Source organism: Bradyrhizobium sp. BR14999, from assembly GCF_056106085.1.
On the sequence record NZ_CM148536.1, the window covers coordinates 6,253,177 to 6,270,218 of the forward strand.

The 17,042-nt window shown below is 63.7% G+C and carries 12 protein-coding genes; 3 read left to right on the plus strand and 9 right to left on the minus strand.

Annotated elements, in window-relative coordinates; translation table 11 throughout:
- Nucleotides 1–79: 79 nt before the first annotated feature.
- From ACR9YP_RS29395 to ACR9YP_RS29405, 3 genes are all read right to left on the minus strand, one after another.
- Nucleotides 80–1,537, minus strand: coding sequence for an NAD-dependent succinate-semialdehyde dehydrogenase (locus ACR9YP_RS29395; protein ID WP_474217695.1), 1,458 nt, complete (start codon nt 1,535–1,537; stop codon nt 80–82).
- Between the two features lie 211 nt (nt 1,538–1,748).
- Nucleotides 1,749–2,105: a cupin domain-containing protein gene (locus tag ACR9YP_RS29400; RefSeq protein WP_438109282.1), complete on the minus strand. Its 357-nt coding sequence runs from the start codon at nt 2,103–2,105 to the stop codon at nt 1,749–1,751.
- A gap of 13 nt (nt 2,106–2,118) precedes the next feature.
- Nucleotides 2,119–3,042 carry a 2-hydroxyacid dehydrogenase gene (locus ACR9YP_RS29405; protein WP_474221145.1) on the minus strand — a complete coding sequence of 308 codons (924 nt, stop codon included), beginning with the start codon at nt 3,040–3,042 and terminating at the stop codon, nt 2,119–2,121.
- Between the two features lie 347 nt (nt 3,043–3,389).
- Here ACR9YP_RS29405 and ACR9YP_RS29410 point away from each other — a divergent pair, with 347 nt between their 5' ends.
- Entirely contained in the window at nt 3,390–4,268 is an 879-nt protein-coding gene (locus tag ACR9YP_RS29410; RefSeq protein WP_474217696.1) for a GNAT family N-acetyltransferase, read from the plus strand.
- Nucleotides 4,269–5,024: 756 nt separating this feature from the next.
- Here ACR9YP_RS29410 and lhpI read toward each other — a convergent pair.
- The 5 genes from lhpI to hglS form a co-directional block, all read right to left on the minus strand.
- The gene (lhpI, locus tag ACR9YP_RS29415) at nt 5,025–5,987 is read right to left on the minus strand and encodes a bifunctional Delta(1)-pyrroline-2-carboxylate/Delta(1)-piperideine-2-carboxylate reductase (protein ID WP_474217697.1); all 963 of its coding nucleotides are present in this window, start codon (nt 5,985–5,987) and stop codon (nt 5,025–5,027) included.
- Between the two features lie 93 nt (nt 5,988–6,080).
- Nucleotides 6,081–7,364, minus strand: coding sequence for an NAD(P)/FAD-dependent oxidoreductase (locus tag ACR9YP_RS29420; protein WP_438109284.1), 1,284 nt, complete (start codon nt 7,362–7,364; stop codon nt 6,081–6,083).
- Nucleotides 7,364–8,608, minus strand: a complete 1,245-nt coding sequence (locus ACR9YP_RS29425; RefSeq protein ID WP_438109285.1) for a pyridoxal phosphate-dependent aminotransferase — start codon at nt 8,606–8,608, stop codon at nt 7,364–7,366. The genes ACR9YP_RS29420 and ACR9YP_RS29425 overlap by 1 nt, the downstream gene beginning before the upstream one ends.
- A 15-nt stretch (nt 8,609–8,623) precedes the next feature.
- Nucleotides 8,624–10,189 carry an L-piperidine-6-carboxylate dehydrogenase gene (gene amaB / locus ACR9YP_RS29430; protein ID WP_474217698.1) on the minus strand — a complete coding sequence of 522 codons (1,566 nt, stop codon included), beginning with the start codon at nt 10,187–10,189 and terminating at the stop codon, nt 8,624–8,626.
- Between the two features lie 116 nt (nt 10,190–10,305).
- On the minus strand, nt 10,306–11,721 hold the full coding sequence (hglS, locus tag ACR9YP_RS29435) for a 2-oxoadipate dioxygenase/decarboxylase HglS (RefSeq protein WP_438109287.1): 1,416 nt from the start codon (nt 11,719–11,721) through the stop codon (nt 10,306–10,308).
- A gap of 141 nt (nt 11,722–11,862) precedes the next feature.
- On the opposite strand from hglS, the gene ACR9YP_RS29440 reads away from it, so the two are divergent.
- Nucleotides 11,863–12,759, plus strand: coding sequence for a LysR family transcriptional regulator (locus ACR9YP_RS29440; protein ID WP_474221147.1), 897 nt, complete (start codon nt 11,863–11,865; stop codon nt 12,757–12,759).
- Here the strand turns inward: ACR9YP_RS29440 and ACR9YP_RS29445 are convergent, their stop codons facing one another.
- On the minus strand, nt 12,760–13,437 hold the full coding sequence (locus tag ACR9YP_RS29445; RefSeq protein ID WP_438109290.1) for a GntR family transcriptional regulator: 678 nt from the start codon (nt 13,435–13,437) through the stop codon (nt 12,760–12,762). It lies immediately after the preceding gene.
- A gap of 173 nt (nt 13,438–13,610) precedes the next feature.
- On the opposite strand from ACR9YP_RS29445, the gene ACR9YP_RS29450 reads away from it, so the two are divergent.
- Nucleotides 13,611–17,012 carry a molybdopterin-dependent oxidoreductase gene (locus ACR9YP_RS29450; RefSeq protein WP_474217699.1) on the plus strand — a complete coding sequence of 1,134 codons (3,402 nt, stop codon included), beginning with the start codon at nt 13,611–13,613 and terminating at the stop codon, nt 17,010–17,012.
- The last annotated feature ends 30 nt before the right edge of the window (nt 17,013–17,042 follow it).

Below are 17,042 nucleotides of genomic sequence, written 5' to 3' on the forward strand. Positions count from 1 at the left end.
AGAGATCTGCGCTGGTCAAGGAAAAGGGGACGGTTCAGCCGTCCCCTTTTCTTGTTTCAGATACAGATCCGATGGACGCTCAGTCCAGGCCGCCGACATGGAGAGCCTTGCTCTCGAGATATTCTTCTATCCCGACCTGAGATCCCTCGCGTCCCAGTCCCGACTGTTTGACACCGCCGAAAGGCGCGACCTCCGTCGAGATCAGGCCGGTGTTCAGGCCGACCATGCCGAACTCCAGCGCTTCGGCAACACGCCAGGAACGCTTCAGGTTTTCGGTGTAAAAATACGCCGCAAGACCGAAGGGCGTACCGTTTGCGATCGCTATCGCCTCATCCTCCGTCTCGAATCGGAAAAGCGGCGCGACCGGCCCGAAGGTCTCCTCCGAAGCCAGGAGCATCTCAGTCGTCGCGCCGCCGAGCACGAGAGGCCGGGCATATTGTCGACCTTCCGGCACCGCCTCACTCTCCGAGATGATCTTTGCGCCCTTGTCCAGGGCATCCATGACGTGCCGCCTGATCTTGTCGATCGCCGCGCCATTGATCATCGGCCCGATTGCGACTCCTTCTTCCGTACCGGCGCCGACCTTCATTTTCGCGACCTTGCCGGCGAGCTTCTCTGCGAACGCATCGTAGACGCCCGATTGGACGAGAATGCGATTGCAGCAGACGCATGTCTGTCCGCCGTTGCGGAACTTCGACGCAATCGCGCCCTCGACGGCGCGGTCGATATCGGCATCGTCGAAGACGATGAACGGCGCATTGCCGCCGAGCTCGAGGCTGAGCCGCTTGATGTTGTCGGCGGCGCCTTTCATCAGCAGCGCGCCGACGCGGGTCGATCCCGTGAACGAGATCTTGCGGACGGTCTCATTGGCCATTAGCTCCTTGCCAATGTCCGCCGGCATGCCCGTCACGATGTTGATAACGCCAGGTGGAATCCCCGCCCGCTCCGCCAGCACACCGATCGCGAGGGCCGAAAACGGTGTGAATTCAGAGGGCTTGATGACAACGGTGCAGCCCGCGGCAAGCGCAGGTGCCACTTTGCGTGTAATCATTGCGTTGGGGAAATTCCAGGGCGTGATGATCCCGCAGACGCCGACCGGCTCTTTCAGAACCAGAATGCGGCGATCGATCGTGGGTGACGGGATCGTCGATCCGTTGATCCGGCGCGCCTCTTCCGCAAACCATTTGACGAAGGAGGCCCCATAGCGGATTTCGCCGAGCGATTCCGCCAGTGGCTTGCCCTGCTCCAACGTCAGCAACAGCGCCAGGTCCTGCTCGTGGCGCCGCATGAGATCATACCAGCGCTCCAGCAGAACTGCACGTTCCGCATGAGCCATGGTCTTCCAATGCTTGAACGCGTCGGCCGCAGCGTTGATGGCAGCCCTGGTCTCCTCGCACCCCATATCGGGGATAGTGCCAAGAACCTGCTGGCTAGCAGGATCGATGACATCAACCGTCGCCTTCGCACTCGCGTCGCGCCAGTGGCCGCCGATCAGTGCCTGCTGGCGAAACAGATCCTTGTCTTTCAATGCAACCATGTATTTGTTCCCTTGCCCTTGGGGTCAAACCGCCATCACTGCCGGATATGCGATTGGCGAGACAAAGCCGTCTCAACTGAGCCATACAGGATCGCGCGCCGCATTTTTCATCGAGAAGGAAGCGTCTGACGGCGTTGAATCCGGTCAGATGGGATCTCGAAAGTCGATTGTTCTGGCCGTCGTTTAGTGAGGCCGCCGTCAGGCATCGTGCTCAGTCATAGTGGCAGACATAGATCTTCCGCACGGTCTCGATCGTGCGCCAGACGCCGACAAAGCCCGGCTTCATCACAAAGCTGTCGCCGGCGCGGAAAGTCTTCGTCTCACCACCTTTTTCCTCGATTTCGATAAGACCCGAGATGATGTGGCAGAACTCGAAGGTGGTGCCCTTGATGGAATGGGTCTCGCCGGGGGTTGCCTCCCAGACGCCCGTCAGCACTTTCTCACCCTTCGAGGCGTCCTGCGCCCAGGTCTTGAAGGACGGATTGCCCGAAATGAGCCGTTCTGGAGTTGGCACGGCCTTCTTCGGTACAAAATCCGGATTGGTGTCGATGGCAATCAGAAGTGACATGGCATCTTTCCTGTTAGTAGCCGAGCGTTCGATCGACGAGGCCGATCGGATTTCGTCCGGCGCGGTGGCGCCGGATGTTCTCTAAGACGGATTGCGCGGCGGTATGCGGTTGCGTCACGGACGCGATATGCGGCGTGATGATCACCTTCGGATGCAACCAGAGCGCATGGGCTTCCGGCAGCGGCTCGGGATCGGTCACGTCGAGCATCGCTGCGGCGAGGCGCCCGCTTTCGAGCGCTTCGATGAGTGCGCCCTGGTCAAGCTGCGGACCGCGGCCGACATGCAGCAGCCTTGCTCCCGCTGGCAGAAGAGAGAACAGCTGTGCGTTCAGGATGCCGCGTGTTTGCTCCGTCAGGGGAAGAAGACAGACGAGGATATCGGTTCCTCGCAGGAAGTCGCCAAGCTGACCATCGCCGTGGAAGCAGGTGACGCTCTCGATCTTCTTGTTGCTGCGGCTCCACGCGAAAAGCGGAAATCCAAACGGCTTCAGGCGATCAATCGCAGCTTGCGCCAACATGCCGAGGCCCAGAAAGCCTACGCGCCGATCGGCCGCCTGGGGCGTTGCAAGAGCCTGCCATAGGCCTTTTCCCTGCTGCTCCTGATAGGCAAGCATCTCGCGATGGAGTGTCAGCACCCCAAGCACGACGTACTCCTGCATCATGCGTATGATGCCATCCTCGATCATGCGCACGAGCTTGACGTGGCCAGGTATGGTCTCCGGCTTGAATTGATCGACCCCCGCACCGACGGAAAAGAGCATTTCCAGATTTCGAAAGCGCGAGAGATCGTCGGGCACGTTCCAGGTCAGCAGGTACCGTACCTTTTCCGGCTCGAAGCATTCGCTGGAATGATAGAATTCGAGCTCAGGGAGCTCGCGCGCAAAGGCCTGCCGGAAAATAGCCGCCCGAGCAGCATCGGAATTGAAAAGGAACGCCATCGACCTGGTCCTCTCAGGTCCTCGCCCGGGATGCGGCGCGTTGAGACCGGCCTGGCCGGCCACCGAGGGCTGGAAAGGCGGCGAGTCCTCCAGCGAAGCCTTCAACGTTCACTGGGGCTCACCCTGCCTGCTGTTGCCGGCTATCGATAGGCCGCAACCAGTAGCTTTCCCTGCTGAATCGAGTTGCACTGGCGGTGAAACATTCCGAATACCGCCTGCCAAACAGGCGAAACCTGCTGGCCTTCCGCGCTATGCTGCTGCAAAAGAGGGCTTGTGCGGTACGCAGCAGAAGGTCGGCGGGAGATAGGCCGCGGGCTTTGAGTCCCGCAAAGGAATGGATGAGCTGAATGGGACGAACGGTACGCGTGAAGTCCTTTGAACTGGTGGCCAAGGACATTAACGACGTTGATGTGAAGCTGCTCCACGCGCTTTCGATCGGTGTCGGCTGGCCGCATCGCCCCAAGGACTGGGATTTCCTCCGCCGCGCCGGCCACGGCATCGTCGCCGTTGATGGCATAGGCCGCGTTTTCGGCAGCGCGATGTGGTTCCCTTATAGCCAGGAATTCGCGACGATTGGCCTGGTGATCACATCGCCCCGAACCCAGGCACAAGGTACTGGCCGCTGGCTCATGGAACAGGTTTTCGAGCGGTGTGGCGACCGGAATTTGACCCTCAACTCAACCCATGCCGCCTATCATCTATATCTGTCGCTGGGGTTCACGAAGGAAGCCACCGTATATCTGTGGCAAGGAGAGATCATCTCACCACCTCCGCCGGTGCCGGCTCTGGCCGGTGAAGTGAGTTCGCTGTCCACGGCGAACATCGGAGAGATCGCGGCACTGGATGAACGCGCGTTCGGAACTAACCGGCAGAAGCTGCTCGCATTGCTTTCTGAAGGTGCGTCAATCTCCGTCTTACGCCGCGGCGGAGAGGCGGTCGGCTTTTCGATGAAGCGCGAATTCGGGCGCGGTCATGTGATCGGCCCCATTATTGCCAGCAATGATTGTGACGCGATCCATCTCACCGCCGTGCATCTTAAGGATCTCGCGGGACAATTCGTCCGAGTCGATACGCGGGAGCAGACGGGTCTGTTTGCCGACTTCCTTCAACAGAGCCGCCTCGGAATGACTGATACCGTCACAACGATGTCTAAGGGCCGGCGATTTCTGAACCGCAAGGACAGCGAGCCATGGGTTTACGGGCTAGCCGGTCACGCGTTGAGTTGAGGATATGAAGCGAAGCTCTGTGGAGACTGGTGCCAACGGTGCCGATCGCGACCCTACAGAGATGGGCCGTGGCTAGGGCGACCAGCAGAGGGACTAGACGCTCGCGAAGCGAACCCAAGCGCACGAGATCGTAGTTTGGCGAACAAAGTCGTGCAAATGGCGGAGAGAGTGGGAGTCAAACCCACAATTTTCGATTATCCCGCTTCGGACAGCCGAGGCCGCACGTAAGCACTCGCCCGCCTCCTGCCCTCACAAATTCAGATCGTGCACATGCGCCACAAGCCTGCTCAAGTTGGTCGTAGCGAGATTTTTCTTGATCTCCCGGTGCACACGTCGTGCACACGACGCGGTCTAACCAATTGAAAAACTTGAACTCTCGCTCCAATCCATCATGGGCAAGTTTGAGCTAGCTCCAGCAATCTTTGTCCGATTGGAGCCAACCAGAGAAAGGTGCGTTCGCTAAAGACAATGTAGACGACCGTGTTTCACCCTGCCCCCATGGGCCCAAAATATTGGCCTAGCCCTTCAATTTCCGTCGGCATCGACGCCGTTGGAAGAGCAATCTCGCTCGAAGCGATGTCGGCCATGATCTGGTATGGTCATAGACTGAGGTTACGCACTTGCCGCTCGCAGGGCCTCCTTTCCGCAACGCGCCGCCTATGATGCAATTGCTGTTCTCCTATTTCGGCCTCGGTACCGTGACGCCGTAGTTGACATAGGAGCTACTACCAGCTCCTGATCTCGTCGTCTGACGGCTCAGGAAGCGGCTCCAGGAACCACGGAATCCCACCCGCCGACGAGCAGGGAAGCGGCCGCAAGATCCTCCATCGCCGCCCCGACTGATTTGAACAGCGTGATCTCGTGCTCGTCGACCCGGCCGGGGCGCACTCCGCTGGTCAATTCGTGCAGATCGCCGCAGACCTTGTCCGCTTGAAAGCAGCCGGCCGCGATCGGCTGGAGCAGATCGCCGGCCTCGGCGAGCGCCCCACCATAGGTGTCTACAAAAACTCGACTGCGGCAGACCGCCTCGTCATCACTCTCGCGCATCTTGGGCGTGAATGCGCCGACAAGATCGAGATGCGTGCCGGGCCGCAGATGCCGGCCCATGACAAGCGGCTCAGTCGATGTCGTGGCACAACTGACGATGTCCGCCTTGGCCACGGCCGCCGACAGATCGGTGACGGCCGTCGCCTCGAATCCCTGCTGGGAGAAAGTGCCCGCGAGCGCGCCGGCGCGCTCGGTATTGCGGCCCCAGACGAGCACCCGCCGGATCGGCCGCACTGCGCGATGCGCGCTCGGCAGACAGGCAGCAACGCGGCCGGTGCCCACGAGGAGCAGCGTTGCGCTGTTTTCGCGCGAGAGATGTCGCGAGGCGAGCGCAGAGGCGGCGGCTGTGCGCCGGTTGGTCAGCGCCTCGCCGTCAATCATTGCGCGCGGCTGGCCGGTCGCTCCATCGAACAGAGTATAGAGTGATGACACCGCCCCGAGACCACGCGAGGCATTGCCCGGAAACACCGTGACGAGTTTCACGCCGAGCGCCTTTCCGCGCTCCCAGGCCGGCATCAGCAAGAGATGACCACGACTGCCGGACGCCCCAATCTCATGGCTTTGCCGCACCGGCATGGCCTCGCCGCTACGCCGGAAAGCCTCGCCCAGCGCGTCGATCAGCCGGGGATAGTCGAGACCCGCCTCGACGTCAGCCACAGAAAAATAATGCAACAACTTTCCCTCGCGCTCAGATCATCGGATCGACGTGATGCCCGTGCAAGGCTTTCGATCTGCATGAGCAACATATCATGGACCGCTCCCGGTTCAGCGCCGGGCTTCGGTCAAATGAACGAGCTGCGATCCGGTGCGATAAAGCTGCTCCCGCGCCGTACGAAAGCGCGGCGCCTCGACCGCGGCGACCGGAAGCGGAAGGTCTTGCTCTGCGACATGCCCCAGCACATAGGATGCGAGCACACCGCCAAATACCGTACCCGGCGCGATGCCGCGGCCATTGTATCCGCTGAACGCAACCACATTGCGGTCGAGCTTGTGAAAGCGCGGCAGGTTGTCCGAGGTCATGCCGATCATGCCGAACCAGCCGGCCTCGAATTCGACATCGGCGAGTTGCGGAAACAGTTTGCGCAACGAGCGGATCGCCCAAGCGCGGTGGATCGCCGCGCCGCTGCCCTCGAGCGCCCCGACGCTGCCATACACGAGACGGCCGGCACGGTCGAAGCGGAAGGAGCTGAGCACTTGCTTCGTATCCCAGGCGCCCTGCCGCTCCGGCAGGATCGATGCGCGCAGATTGTCGGACAAGGGTTGAGTCGCGAAGTTGAAATATGGCAGATGAATCTGCTCCTGCCGGACCTGCGACCATGGTCCGCGCGCATAGGCATCGGTGGCCACGATTACCCAATCCGCGCGCACCGAACCCGAGGCCGTACGGACAGTCCAGCGCGCGCCATCGTCCGCAGCCGAGATAACCCGGCTCCCGGTGAATATCTTAGCACCGGCCGCGAGCGCGGCACGTGCTAGGCCACGGACATAGGCGAGCGGTTGAATCGTGCCGGCACGCTTGTCGAGCAAGGCGCACGTGTAGTCGCCACCGCCGGTTTTGCGCCGCGTCTCCTCCGCGTCAAGCACCTCGACGGGCGCACCACGCCGCTGCCATTGCTTGGCCCGCGCCTCGATCTCGTCGCGGCCCTTGTGTCCGACGGCGCAATGCAGCGTGCCGGCGCGCTCCACCTCGCATTCAATGCCGTGTTTTTCGATCAAGTCGAACACCTTCTGCGGCCCGTTGCCGAGCAGCTCGATCAGGCGCTCGCCGAAGGTTTGGCCAAGCGTTCCCACGAGCGTATCCGGCATTACCCACATCCCGGCATTCACCAGGCCAACATTGCGCCCCGAACCACCGAAACCGATCTCGGATGCTTCCAGCACGGCCACGCGCGCGCCGGCCTCGGCAAGATGAAGCGACGATGATAGGCCGGTATACCCACCACCGATGATGACGACATCGACGTCGACCTCGCCGGCCAGGGCCGCTGTCTGCGGCGCGGCCGGCGCGGTCAGCTCCCATAGTCCGTGCGATGTCGGATCACCCTGCATCAGGCAAGCTCCCCCGGGCTCAACCGGCCAGCCGCAGCGGCAATGCGCCGACAGGCTTCCTCGAGTTCGGCCGTCGAAGTGGCGTAGGAAATCCGGAAGTAAGGTGCAAGCCCGAAGGCCGAGCCCGGCACCACGGCGACACCGACGCTGCGCAGCAGATACTCGGCAAAAGCCGTATCGCTTGCGATGCGCGCGCCGTCTGGCGTGGTGCGGCCGATCAACCCTGCGCAGCTTGCGAAGGTATAGAACGCGCCTTCCGGCACCCGGCAGGTGATGCCGTCAATTCCGTTCAGGGCAGCGACGACGAGATCGCGCCGTGCCTCGAAGGTGCGGCATCGCTCTGTCACGATGTCCATCGGACCATCGAGCGCCGCGATCGCGGCGGCCTGGCTGATCGACGACGGACAGGATGTCGACTGACTCTGCACCACGGCCATCGCGCGGATCAGGGCACGCGGGCCGCCCGCATAGCCGATCCGCCAGCCCGTCATCGCATAAGCTTTGGAGACGCCATTGACGGTGAGGATGCGGCCGCGCAATCCGGGCGCGATTGCAGCCGGTGTCGTGAACCGGAAATCGTCGTAAACGATGTGCTCGTAGATGTCGTCGACCATCAGCCAGACATGCGGATGCGCGGTCAGCACATCCAGCAGCGGCCGGTAGTCCGCCTCCGCATAAGCGGCGCCAGACGGATTGGACGGCGAGTTCAGCATCACCCAGCGGGTCCGCGGCGTGATCGAGCGCGCCAGATCATCCGCCGTGAGGCGAAAGCCGTTGGCCTCCTCGCACGGCACCAGCACCGGCTTGCCGCCGGCGATCAGCACGATATCGGCATAAGTCACCCAATAGGGCGTCGGGATGATGACTTCGTCGCCGGCATCGAGCGTCGCCATCATGGCATTGAACAGGATCTGCTTCGCCCCGGCTGCGACCGTGATCTCGTCGGATGCGAAGTCGAGGCCATTGTCGCGCTTGAATTTCGCCCGGATCGCCGCCTTCAATTCGAGCGTGCCGTCGAGCGCGGTGTATTTCGTCGCGCCCGCCTGCATGGCGCGCGCCGCCGCGTCCTTGATGTGATCGGGCGTATCGAAATCCGGCTCGCCAGTGCCGAGGACGATGACATCCCGCCCCTCGCGCTTTAGTTCGGTGGCAAGATCGGTGATCTTCAGGATCTCCGAGACGCCGATTGCCGACAGGCGGCTCGAGGGCCGGAACAGCGACCAAGTTGCAACGGGAGCGTTCACGTCCTCGAGCCTTTCTTACACCACGTCGAACTTAACACCCTGCGCCAGCGGCAAGGTCCGGCCGTAATTGATGGTGTTGGTGGCGCGGCGCATATAGGCCTTCCACGAATCGGAGCCGGACTCGCGCCCGCCGCCGGTTTCCTTCTCGCCGCCGAATGCGCCGCCGATTTCCGCACCGGAAGGGCCGATGTTGACATTGGCGATGCCGCAATCGGAGCCGCGCGCCGACAGGAAGGTTTCGGCCTCACGTAGATCGTTGGTGAAGATCGATGACGACAATCCCTGCGGCACGGCATTGTGCAGAGCGAGCACGGCATCGAAATCGCTGTATTTGATCACGTAGAGGATCGGCGCGAAGGTCTCGTGCTCGACCGGTCCCGCCTGCGTCGCCATCTCGACCAGCGCCGGACGGACATAATAGGCATCCGCAGCGCCATCGATCGCAACGCGTTCGCCACCGTGCACTTGCCCACCTGCGGCCTTGGCGGCTTCGAGCGCACCCTGCATGGCGCGATAGGCTGCGCCGTCGATCAGTGGGCCGACCAGCGTTCCGCTTTCGAGGGGATTCCCGACCGTCACCGACGCGTAGGCGCGGTTCAAACGCGGCACGAATTTGTCATAGAGGCTCTCGTGCACGAACAACCGGCGCAGCGTCGTGCAGCGCTGGCCGGCCGTGCCCATCGCCGCAAAGGAAACGCCACGCAGCGTCAGGTCGAGATCGGCGGTCGGCGCGACGATCGCAGCGTTGTTGCCGCCGAGTTCGAGAATGGCGCGAGCGAACCGCTTGGCAAGCCGCGGGCCGACCGCACGGCCCATCGCGGTGGAGCCGGTCGCCGAAACCAGCGGCACCTTGGCATGATCGACCAGTGTCTCACCGATGTCACGGCCGCCGATCAATACCGTCGAAAGCCCATCCGGCGCGCTACCGCCGTCCTGCCTGAAGCGCGCCAGCGCGCGCTCGAACAGCGCCTGGGTGGCGAGCGCGGTCAGCGGAGTCTTTTCCGACGGCTTCCACACGGTGCTGTTGCCGCACACCAGCGCCAGCGCCGCATTCCACGCCCATACGGCGACCGGAAAGTTGAACGCGGAAATGATGCCGGTCACGCCGAGCGGGTACCAGCTTTCCATCATGCGATGCTCGCCGCGTTCGGTCGCGATGGTGAGGCCGTAGAGCTGGCGCGACAGACCGACCGCGTAATCGCAGATGTCGATCATCTCCTGGACCTCGCCGAGGCCTTCGGACGTGATCTTGCCGACCTCGATCGAGACCAGCCGGCCGAGCGCCGCCTTGTGGGCGCGCAGCTCCTCGCCGAACAGCCGCACCAGCTCGCCGCGCTTCGGCGCCGGCACCAGCCTCCAGCTGCGAAAGGCCAGTTCGGCGCGCTCGATATCCGCATTGGCGGCGGCGACGCTGGTCTCTTGGACCTCCGCGATGACCTTGCCGGTGATCGGCGTGCGAACCGCGAGCGACCCCTTCGTGTAGCTGCCCCGGTCGACACCGAGCGTCGAAAGAAGCGTGCCGATCTCGCTGGCGAGATCGATGTTGCGGGCCTGTGTTTGCACGGCGGGTGTGGCGGACATGGCGGTTTTCCGAAGCTCGGCGTTGATTGAATTTGGGTCCCGTTCGCGCCGGTCATGCGCGCGCGACGGCTCTTTGATCGAACTGAAGTGGTGCTTTCGTCAATCCCTATTCCTGCTCACGCGGTCGCATGGATCTGGAATTCGGACAAGCCAAGCTCATTGAGGGCCCGGTCGAGCGAGGCCCTCTCGGTTTGCGCATAGAGTTCCAGCTCGTCATGGGGGACCGCACCCAACGCCGCCTCGAACGCGCCGCGATTCGAATCCGCGGTGTAGCTCTTTTGAGCGTCGCCGCCGAGATTGGATTGGAAGATACCGGCCGCGCTGACCGGGAGGAAATCCTCGTACACGATCGGATCAATCCGCAGATGACCTGCCGCGACCAGCTCATGCACCGACATCGCCGAGGCCGAGCTCCCGCGCCGCGCAATGCCGGCTTTTGTCGCCGAGTAGCGGAAGAACGCCAGCTCCTCGGCGCGGAGCTCGGCCCAATCGTCGGGAAACGATCCGAACCGTCGCGACAGCTCCGCTCCATACTCGCCTGCATTCGCGCCCGTGGCGCCGACCTGAACATCGTGGCGGACGGATGCGAGCAGCGCGTCATAGAGCCTGCGTCCCTTGGCGGTGAGCGCCACGCCGCGCTGCTCGATCTCGCCAAAACGCGCGGTATGGGTGCCCGCGATGCCTGCGCCAGCATCGTCCTTGAAAGCGATCGGCTCTTCCAGTGCCTTGAAGCTTGTCTGGCGCAGCAGGATCGGACATTTGCGTCGCGGCGGTCCCTCGATCACCGCTTTGGGCGCAATCCCGTAGCCGGGCATGCCGGCCTGGACGGCGTCGATATCGAGAGTGCGCGGCGTGAGATGGTTTATATGCGGGCCGCGGAAGCTGACGACGTCGGCGATCAGGCGATGGGCCTCGTGCAGCTTGCGATAGGTCGCCAGACTGACCGTTGCATCGCTGTGCCAGCGGAACGTCTCCAGCGCCTCTCTGACGAATTCCCCCGCCTGCCCCTGCGGCAGACCGCCCTCGGCCTCGCAGATCGCCACCAGCTCGAGCGCGCGCGGCGTGAAGATCCGCCGCGCCGCCAGGATGGCTTCGGCCTCGGCACGAAGCGCGAGATCATCGATAAGGTCGAGACGCAGCAGCGACGTGAACACCCGGAACGGATTACGACGGAGCCCTGCATCGGCAATCGGGCGAAAGGCCGTCGCATGCACCGGCACGCCGGCGACCGACAGGTCGTAATAGCCGACCGGATGCATGCCCATCACGGCGAAGACGCGCCGGATGTCGAACAGCTCCTGCGCAGTGCCGAGCCGGATGGCGCCGTGACGCTCGACGCTCAGCCGCTCCGTTTCGCCGTTCTGCTCGAGGCTGGCGCGCAATCCGGCATCGGCGCGCATTGTCGCGGCATTGACCTCGGCGACCAGGTCCAGAAGCGCGCCGTATTGGGGGACCTCGGTCCGGTACATCTCGGACATCGCACGTGAGAACATGGTGCGGATGTCGTCGGGTCGGATCGGCCGCGCGGCCATCGCCATCTCCTCGCTACAGCCGAGGCCTTATGGCGCCTCGGCCAGATCATGCCATTTGCGTATGCTCGATCTGGATTATCCTTGTGTTTTCAGGGCAATCAAACGATGATTGCTCAACAGTTCATTCTAAATCGGAATATGATGCAGACGTCCCGCCGCTTCCTCCCGTCCACCGCGCTGCTTGCCGCCTTCGAGGCGGCAGCGCGAACCGGCAGCGTGACGCTGGCCGCGCGCGAGCTCAGCCTGACCCAGAGCGCGGTCAGCCGGCAGATCAAGCTGCTGGAGGAGCAGCTCGAGGTGGAGCTGTTCGCCCGCGAACGCCAAACCATCCGCCTGACCACAGCGGGCGAGGCCTATGCACGCGAGATCCGCGATGCGCTGCGCAAGATCAGCACCGCGTCATTCAATCTGCGCGCCAATCCGCGCGGCGGCACGCTCAATCTCGCGATCCTGCCCACCTTCGGCACGCGCTGGCTCGCGCCGCGGCTGCCCGAATTCCTGGCCAAGAATCCGGGCGTCACGATCAACCTCGCAACGCGCCTGTCCTATTTCGATTTCCGCACCGAAGCGCTGGATGCCGCGATCCATTTCGGACCGCGGGACTGGCCCGGCGCGGAGATGGTGCTGCTGCGCGCGGAGCAAGTCGTCCCCGCATGCAGCCCCGCGCTGAAGCAGCAGCATGGCTTTCGCGCAGCAGAAGACCTGAAGCGAGCGTCGCTGCTGAGCATATCGACGCGTCCGAATGCCTGGGACCACTGGTTCCAGGCCCACAGTGTGCCGGGCGGATCGGGACAGACGATGTATTTCGATCAGTTCGCAACCGTCGCCCAGGCGGCGATGGTGGGCGTTGGCGTCGCACTGCTGCCGACCTTCCTGATCCAGGATGAGCTCGCCAGCGGCAAGCTGGTTTGCGCGCTCGACCTGCCGATGGAGAGCGCCCAGCGATATTATCTGGTGTGGCCGCCGGAACGGTCGAGCCACCCTCCCCTCGTCGTGTTCAAGGATTGGCTGCTGGCCGAGACCGCCGCTGACCGCTGATCAGCGGCCGCGACTGGCGACGATCGGCTCGCGCGGGCTCGCCATCCGGGACAAGGCTTCGACGAAGATCGGCTCCCAGGCCCTGATATGGCGCCTGAGAAGATTGGTAAGGGCTTCTTCCTTGCCGGCCGTTGCGAGCTCAATGATCTGGTAGTGCTCGGCGGCGGATTCGTTCTGGCGGGCAAGACCCGCGCGCGACTTGATGCCATAGAGCCGCATCTGATCGCGCAATCCCATCACCATGTCGGTCAGGCGCGCATTGTCCGCCTCTGCCGTCAGTAATCGGTGAAAGTTCCGATCCGCTTCGAGATAGAGCTTCATGTCTTCCGCCTTGACCGCGCGCGCGACCTCATCGGCAAAGGGAATAAGCTTCTTGAGATTCTTCTTCGGCTTGCGCGCAACGATCGCCGCCGCATGCAGCTCCAGCACTTCGCGCAGATCAAACAAATTGCGGAGCTCGGTCAGCGTCGGCTCGACCACCTTGAAGCCGCGATTGCGCATCGGCTCGATCAATCCGCTGCGCGCCAGCTCGAGCAACGCTTCCCTGACCGGGGTGCTCGAGACGCCGAGACTCGCCGCCAGCGTCGGCACCGAATACATCGATCCCGGCATGCTCTGACCGGAAATGATCTCCGCACGCACCTGCTGCAGCACCTGCTCCCGTAAATTCTGGTCCATTCCCATCCCGCTTCGCCGGCTCCGGAATCATCCGGGTCGTCGCCGGCACAATAGTCTGGTTTTGCCACAGCACAATAAAAGGGCTTGACGACGGGTGCACCCCAGATGATGTTGATGTAGCGCCTTACAGTAATGCACTACTATTGGCCCTTCGGATGGTGTGACCTCTCCTGATGCAACGCGTACCCGGTTATTGCACGCTCTGCCGATCCCGCTGCGGCTCGACCATGGTGATCGAGGATGGGCGGCTGATCGGTGTCGAGCCCCTGCCCGGACATCCGACCGGCGGCGCGCTCTGTGCGAAAGGCCGCGCCGCACCCGAGATGGTGCACAGCCCGCGCCGCCTGACCAAGCCGCTTCGCCGGACCGCGCCACGCGATGCTGCCGATCCCGGCTGGACCGAGATTTCCTGGGACGAGGCCCTGGACGAGATCGCGCAAAAGCTCGCCGACATTCGCAAGACATCCGGTGCCGAAGCGGTGGCCTTCGCCCTCACCACGCCGAGCGGCACGCCCATGGTCGACAGTTCCGAATGGGTCGAGCACTTCATCCGCTGCTTCGGCAGCCCAAACCTCGTCTACGCCATCGAAATCTGCGGCTGGCACAAGGACTTTGCCCATGCCCTGACCTTCGGACGCGGCATCGGCGTGCCCGATTACGAGCGAGCCGATGCCATCGTGCTGTGGGGGCATAATCCCGCCCGGACCTGGCTGGCCCAGGCAACCCGCGTTGCGGATGCACGGCGGCGCGGCGCGCGCGTCGCGGTGGTCGATCCGAAACCGAACGGATCCGGGCAACAAGCCGACATCTGGCTGCGGATCCGTCCCGGCGCCGACGGCGCGCTGGCCATGGGCGCGATCCGTCACCTGATCACCACGCAAACCCACGACGCAGATTTCGTGACGCGTTGGACCAATGGACCGCTGCTGATCGATACCGCTACGGGCCGCTTCGTCCGTGCGAGCGAGCTCTGGGCAGATCAATCCAACGACAATTTCGTCGTGCTGGATCGGTCCGGATCGGCGCGCGCGGTCGATACCCGCGCCGCGACGCCCGATCCGGCCTGCTGCACACTTGATGGTCGGATCACGCTGGCCGCACGAGATGGCCGTGCGATCGCGGCCGCGACGGCCTTCTGCCTGCTGGCCGCCGAGGCAGCGCCCTACACGATCGCTCGCGTGGCGGAATTGACCTGGCTCGAGGCGAACAAGATCGCGGCCTTCTACGCGCTGTTCGAGAACAGCCCGCGGCTCGCATACCATTCCTGGACGGGCGTCGGTCAGCACACCAATGCGACCATGATCGAGCGCGCCATCGCGACGCTTTACGCGCTCACGGGCGCCTGCGATATCCCGGGAGGCAATGTCTGGCCGGCACCGCCGCCAACGCGCAGCGTCAACGATTATGCCTTGCTGGCGCCGGAGCAGAAGGCCAAGGCGCTCGGCCTCGACGAATTGCCGCTCGGCCCGCCGAAGCATGGATGGATCACCGCACGGGACTTCAGCCGCGCAGTTCTGACCGGCGAACCCTACCGGGTCCAGGCGCTGATGAGCTTCGGCACCAATTTCGCCGTGTCGCAGGGGCATTCGTCGCGCAATCGCGAGGCGCTGCGGGCGCTCGATTTCCACGTCCATGTCGACATGTTCCTCAACCCGACCGGCGAAAACGCCGACATCCTGCTGCCAGCCAACATGCCGTGGGAACGGGATGCCCTCAAGATCGGCTTCGAGATCACGCAAGAGGCCGTCGAGACGATCCAGTTCCGCCCGCAGATGTTGCCGCAGCTCGGCGCCTGCAAGGCCGACTATGAGATCGTGACCGAACTTGCGGTCAGGCTGGGCCTGGCCGATGAGTTGTTCGGCGGCGACATTCACGCCGGCTGGAATTATCAGCTCGCGCCCCTCGGCGTGACGGTCGAGGAATTGCGGCTGCATCCCGAAGGCCTGCGCTTCCCGCAGCTGCTGCGCCATCAAAAATATGCGCTGCCGCAACAGGACGGCACGGTCGCGGGCTTTGCCACACCCACGCGCCGCGTCGAGATCTATTCGGAGCTGATGCTCGAACACGGCTACGCGCCGCTGCCGGGCCATGTCGAGCCTGCCGAGAGCCCGCTGGCAGCGCGCAGCGACAGCCGCTTTCCGCTGGTGCTCACGACGGCCAAGAGCGGCTGGTTCGTCCACACCTCGCACCGTCACGTGGCTTCCCTTCGCCGGAAGACGCCCGATCCGGCGATCGAGATCAGCCCGACGCTCGCAGCCGGACGCGGCCTGAAGGACGGCGATTGGGCGATCGTCACGACCTCGACCGGCAACGTCCGCCTGCGCGTGCGGCTGAACGAAGCGCTCGACGATCGCGTCGCCGTCGCCGAGTTCGGCTGGTGGGAGGATTGTCCACCGCTGGGACGCGATGCGATGCCCTCCGCCGGATCCCTGACGTCGAACATGAACGATGGCTTGAGCGATGCCACGCGCGATCCGGTGAGCGGTTCGGTACCGCTGCGCGCGACGACTTGCGACATCCGCAAGGACGAGATCGCGAGCCGCGGTCACTGGAGCGGCAAGCGCAGCTTCACGGTCGCCGCCATTCAGCGCGAGGCCGACAATGTCGTCGCGCTGGACCTCGCCCCAGGCGATGGCGGGGCGCTGCCCGCATTTCGCCCGGGACAACACGTCCTGCTCAGTCTACCCGGCGTCGATATTGCCCGCGCCTATTCGCTGACGGGGCACGACGGCCGCGACGTGCTGTCGATCGCCGTCAAGAAACGCCCCGCCGACGATCCTGGACTTGCGCCCGACGCGGCTCGCCTGTCCGATCAGCTCCACCGCCTGTCGGTCGGCGATAAGGTTCAGATCGAGCCGCCGAAGGGTATTTTCACGCCTCCGCTCAGCGGCCGCCGGCCGGTGATGCTTCTTGCCGCCGGGATCGGCATCACGCCCTTTGTCGGTTATCTCGAGGCGTTGGCGAGACGGCAGCCGGCCGAGCGCGCAGCAAAGGTTCTGCTGCTCTATGGCTGCCGCAATGGCGGCGAGCATGCCTTTGCCCGCCGGTTGCGGGAGCTCGCTCGCCTGTTGCCAGAGCTCGAGCTTGTCACAGCGTATTCGGTGCCGTGCCCGCAAGACCGCTGCCCTGGGGACTACGATTACGCGGGCCGGCTGGACTTATCGGCCATCGATCCGTTGCTGCCGCAGAGACCCCTAACCTATCTCTGCGGCTCGCCGGACTTCACGACGTCGTTGACGACCCGCCTGGTCGAGCGGGGCGTGCCGCGCTTCGACATATTCACCGAAGCCTTCGCCTCGCCGCCACCGGTGCCGCGGACACTGAAGCCGCAGACGGTCCACATCGCGGACAGCAAGAAGAGCTTCACCTGGACGCCGGAGCTCGGAACGCTTCTCGATGCGGCCCAGGCGGCCGGTCTGCCCTTGCCGAGCGGCTGTCGCGTCGGCCAGTGCGAGAGCTGCCTGATGCGCATCGTCGACGGCAACGTCGCCCGGCTCGGCGGCGAGCACGACGCGAGCGACCACTGCCTGACCTGCCAATCCGTTCCGCTCTCCGAGCTCACGCTCGCACTCTGATCGGTATCGATGAACTGAACGCAACATCAA

What these genes read in the sequence shown, in the direction of transcription:
- ACR9YP_RS29395 (WP_474217695.1), bottom strand. Translation starts at nt 1,537, where the DNA reads ATGGTTGCATTGAAAGACAAGGATCTGTTTCGCCAGCAGGCACTGATC.
- ACR9YP_RS29400 (WP_438109282.1), bottom strand. Translation starts at nt 2,105, where the DNA reads ATGTCACTTCTGATTGCCATCGACACCAATCCGGATTTTGTACCGAAG.
- ACR9YP_RS29405 (WP_474221145.1), bottom strand. Translation starts at nt 3,042, where the DNA reads ATGGCGTTCCTTTTCAATTCCGATGCTGCTCGGGCGGCTATTTTCCGG.
- ACR9YP_RS29410 (WP_474217696.1), top strand. Translation starts at nt 3,390, where the DNA reads ATGGGACGAACGGTACGCGTGAAGTCCTTTGAACTGGTGGCCAAGGAC.
- ACR9YP_RS29420 (WP_438109284.1), bottom strand. Translation starts at nt 7,364, where the DNA reads ATGCAGGGTGATCCGACATCGCACGGACTATGGGAGCTGACCGCGCCG.
- amaB (WP_474217698.1), bottom strand. Translation starts at nt 10,189, where the DNA reads ATGTCCGCCACACCCGCCGTGCAAACACAGGCCCGCAACATCGATCTC.
- hglS (WP_438109287.1), bottom strand. Translation starts at nt 11,721, where the DNA reads ATGGCCGCGCGGCCGATCCGACCCGACGACATCCGCACCATGTTCTCA.
- ACR9YP_RS29440 (WP_474221147.1), top strand. Translation starts at nt 11,863, where the DNA reads ATGCAGACGTCCCGCCGCTTCCTCCCGTCCACCGCGCTGCTTGCCGCC.
- ACR9YP_RS29445 (WP_438109290.1), bottom strand. Translation starts at nt 13,437, where the DNA reads ATGGACCAGAATTTACGGGAGCAGGTGCTGCAGCAGGTGCGTGCGGAG.
- ACR9YP_RS29450 (WP_474217699.1), top strand. Translation starts at nt 13,611, where the DNA reads ATGCAACGCGTACCCGGTTATTGCACGCTCTGCCGATCCCGCTGCGGC.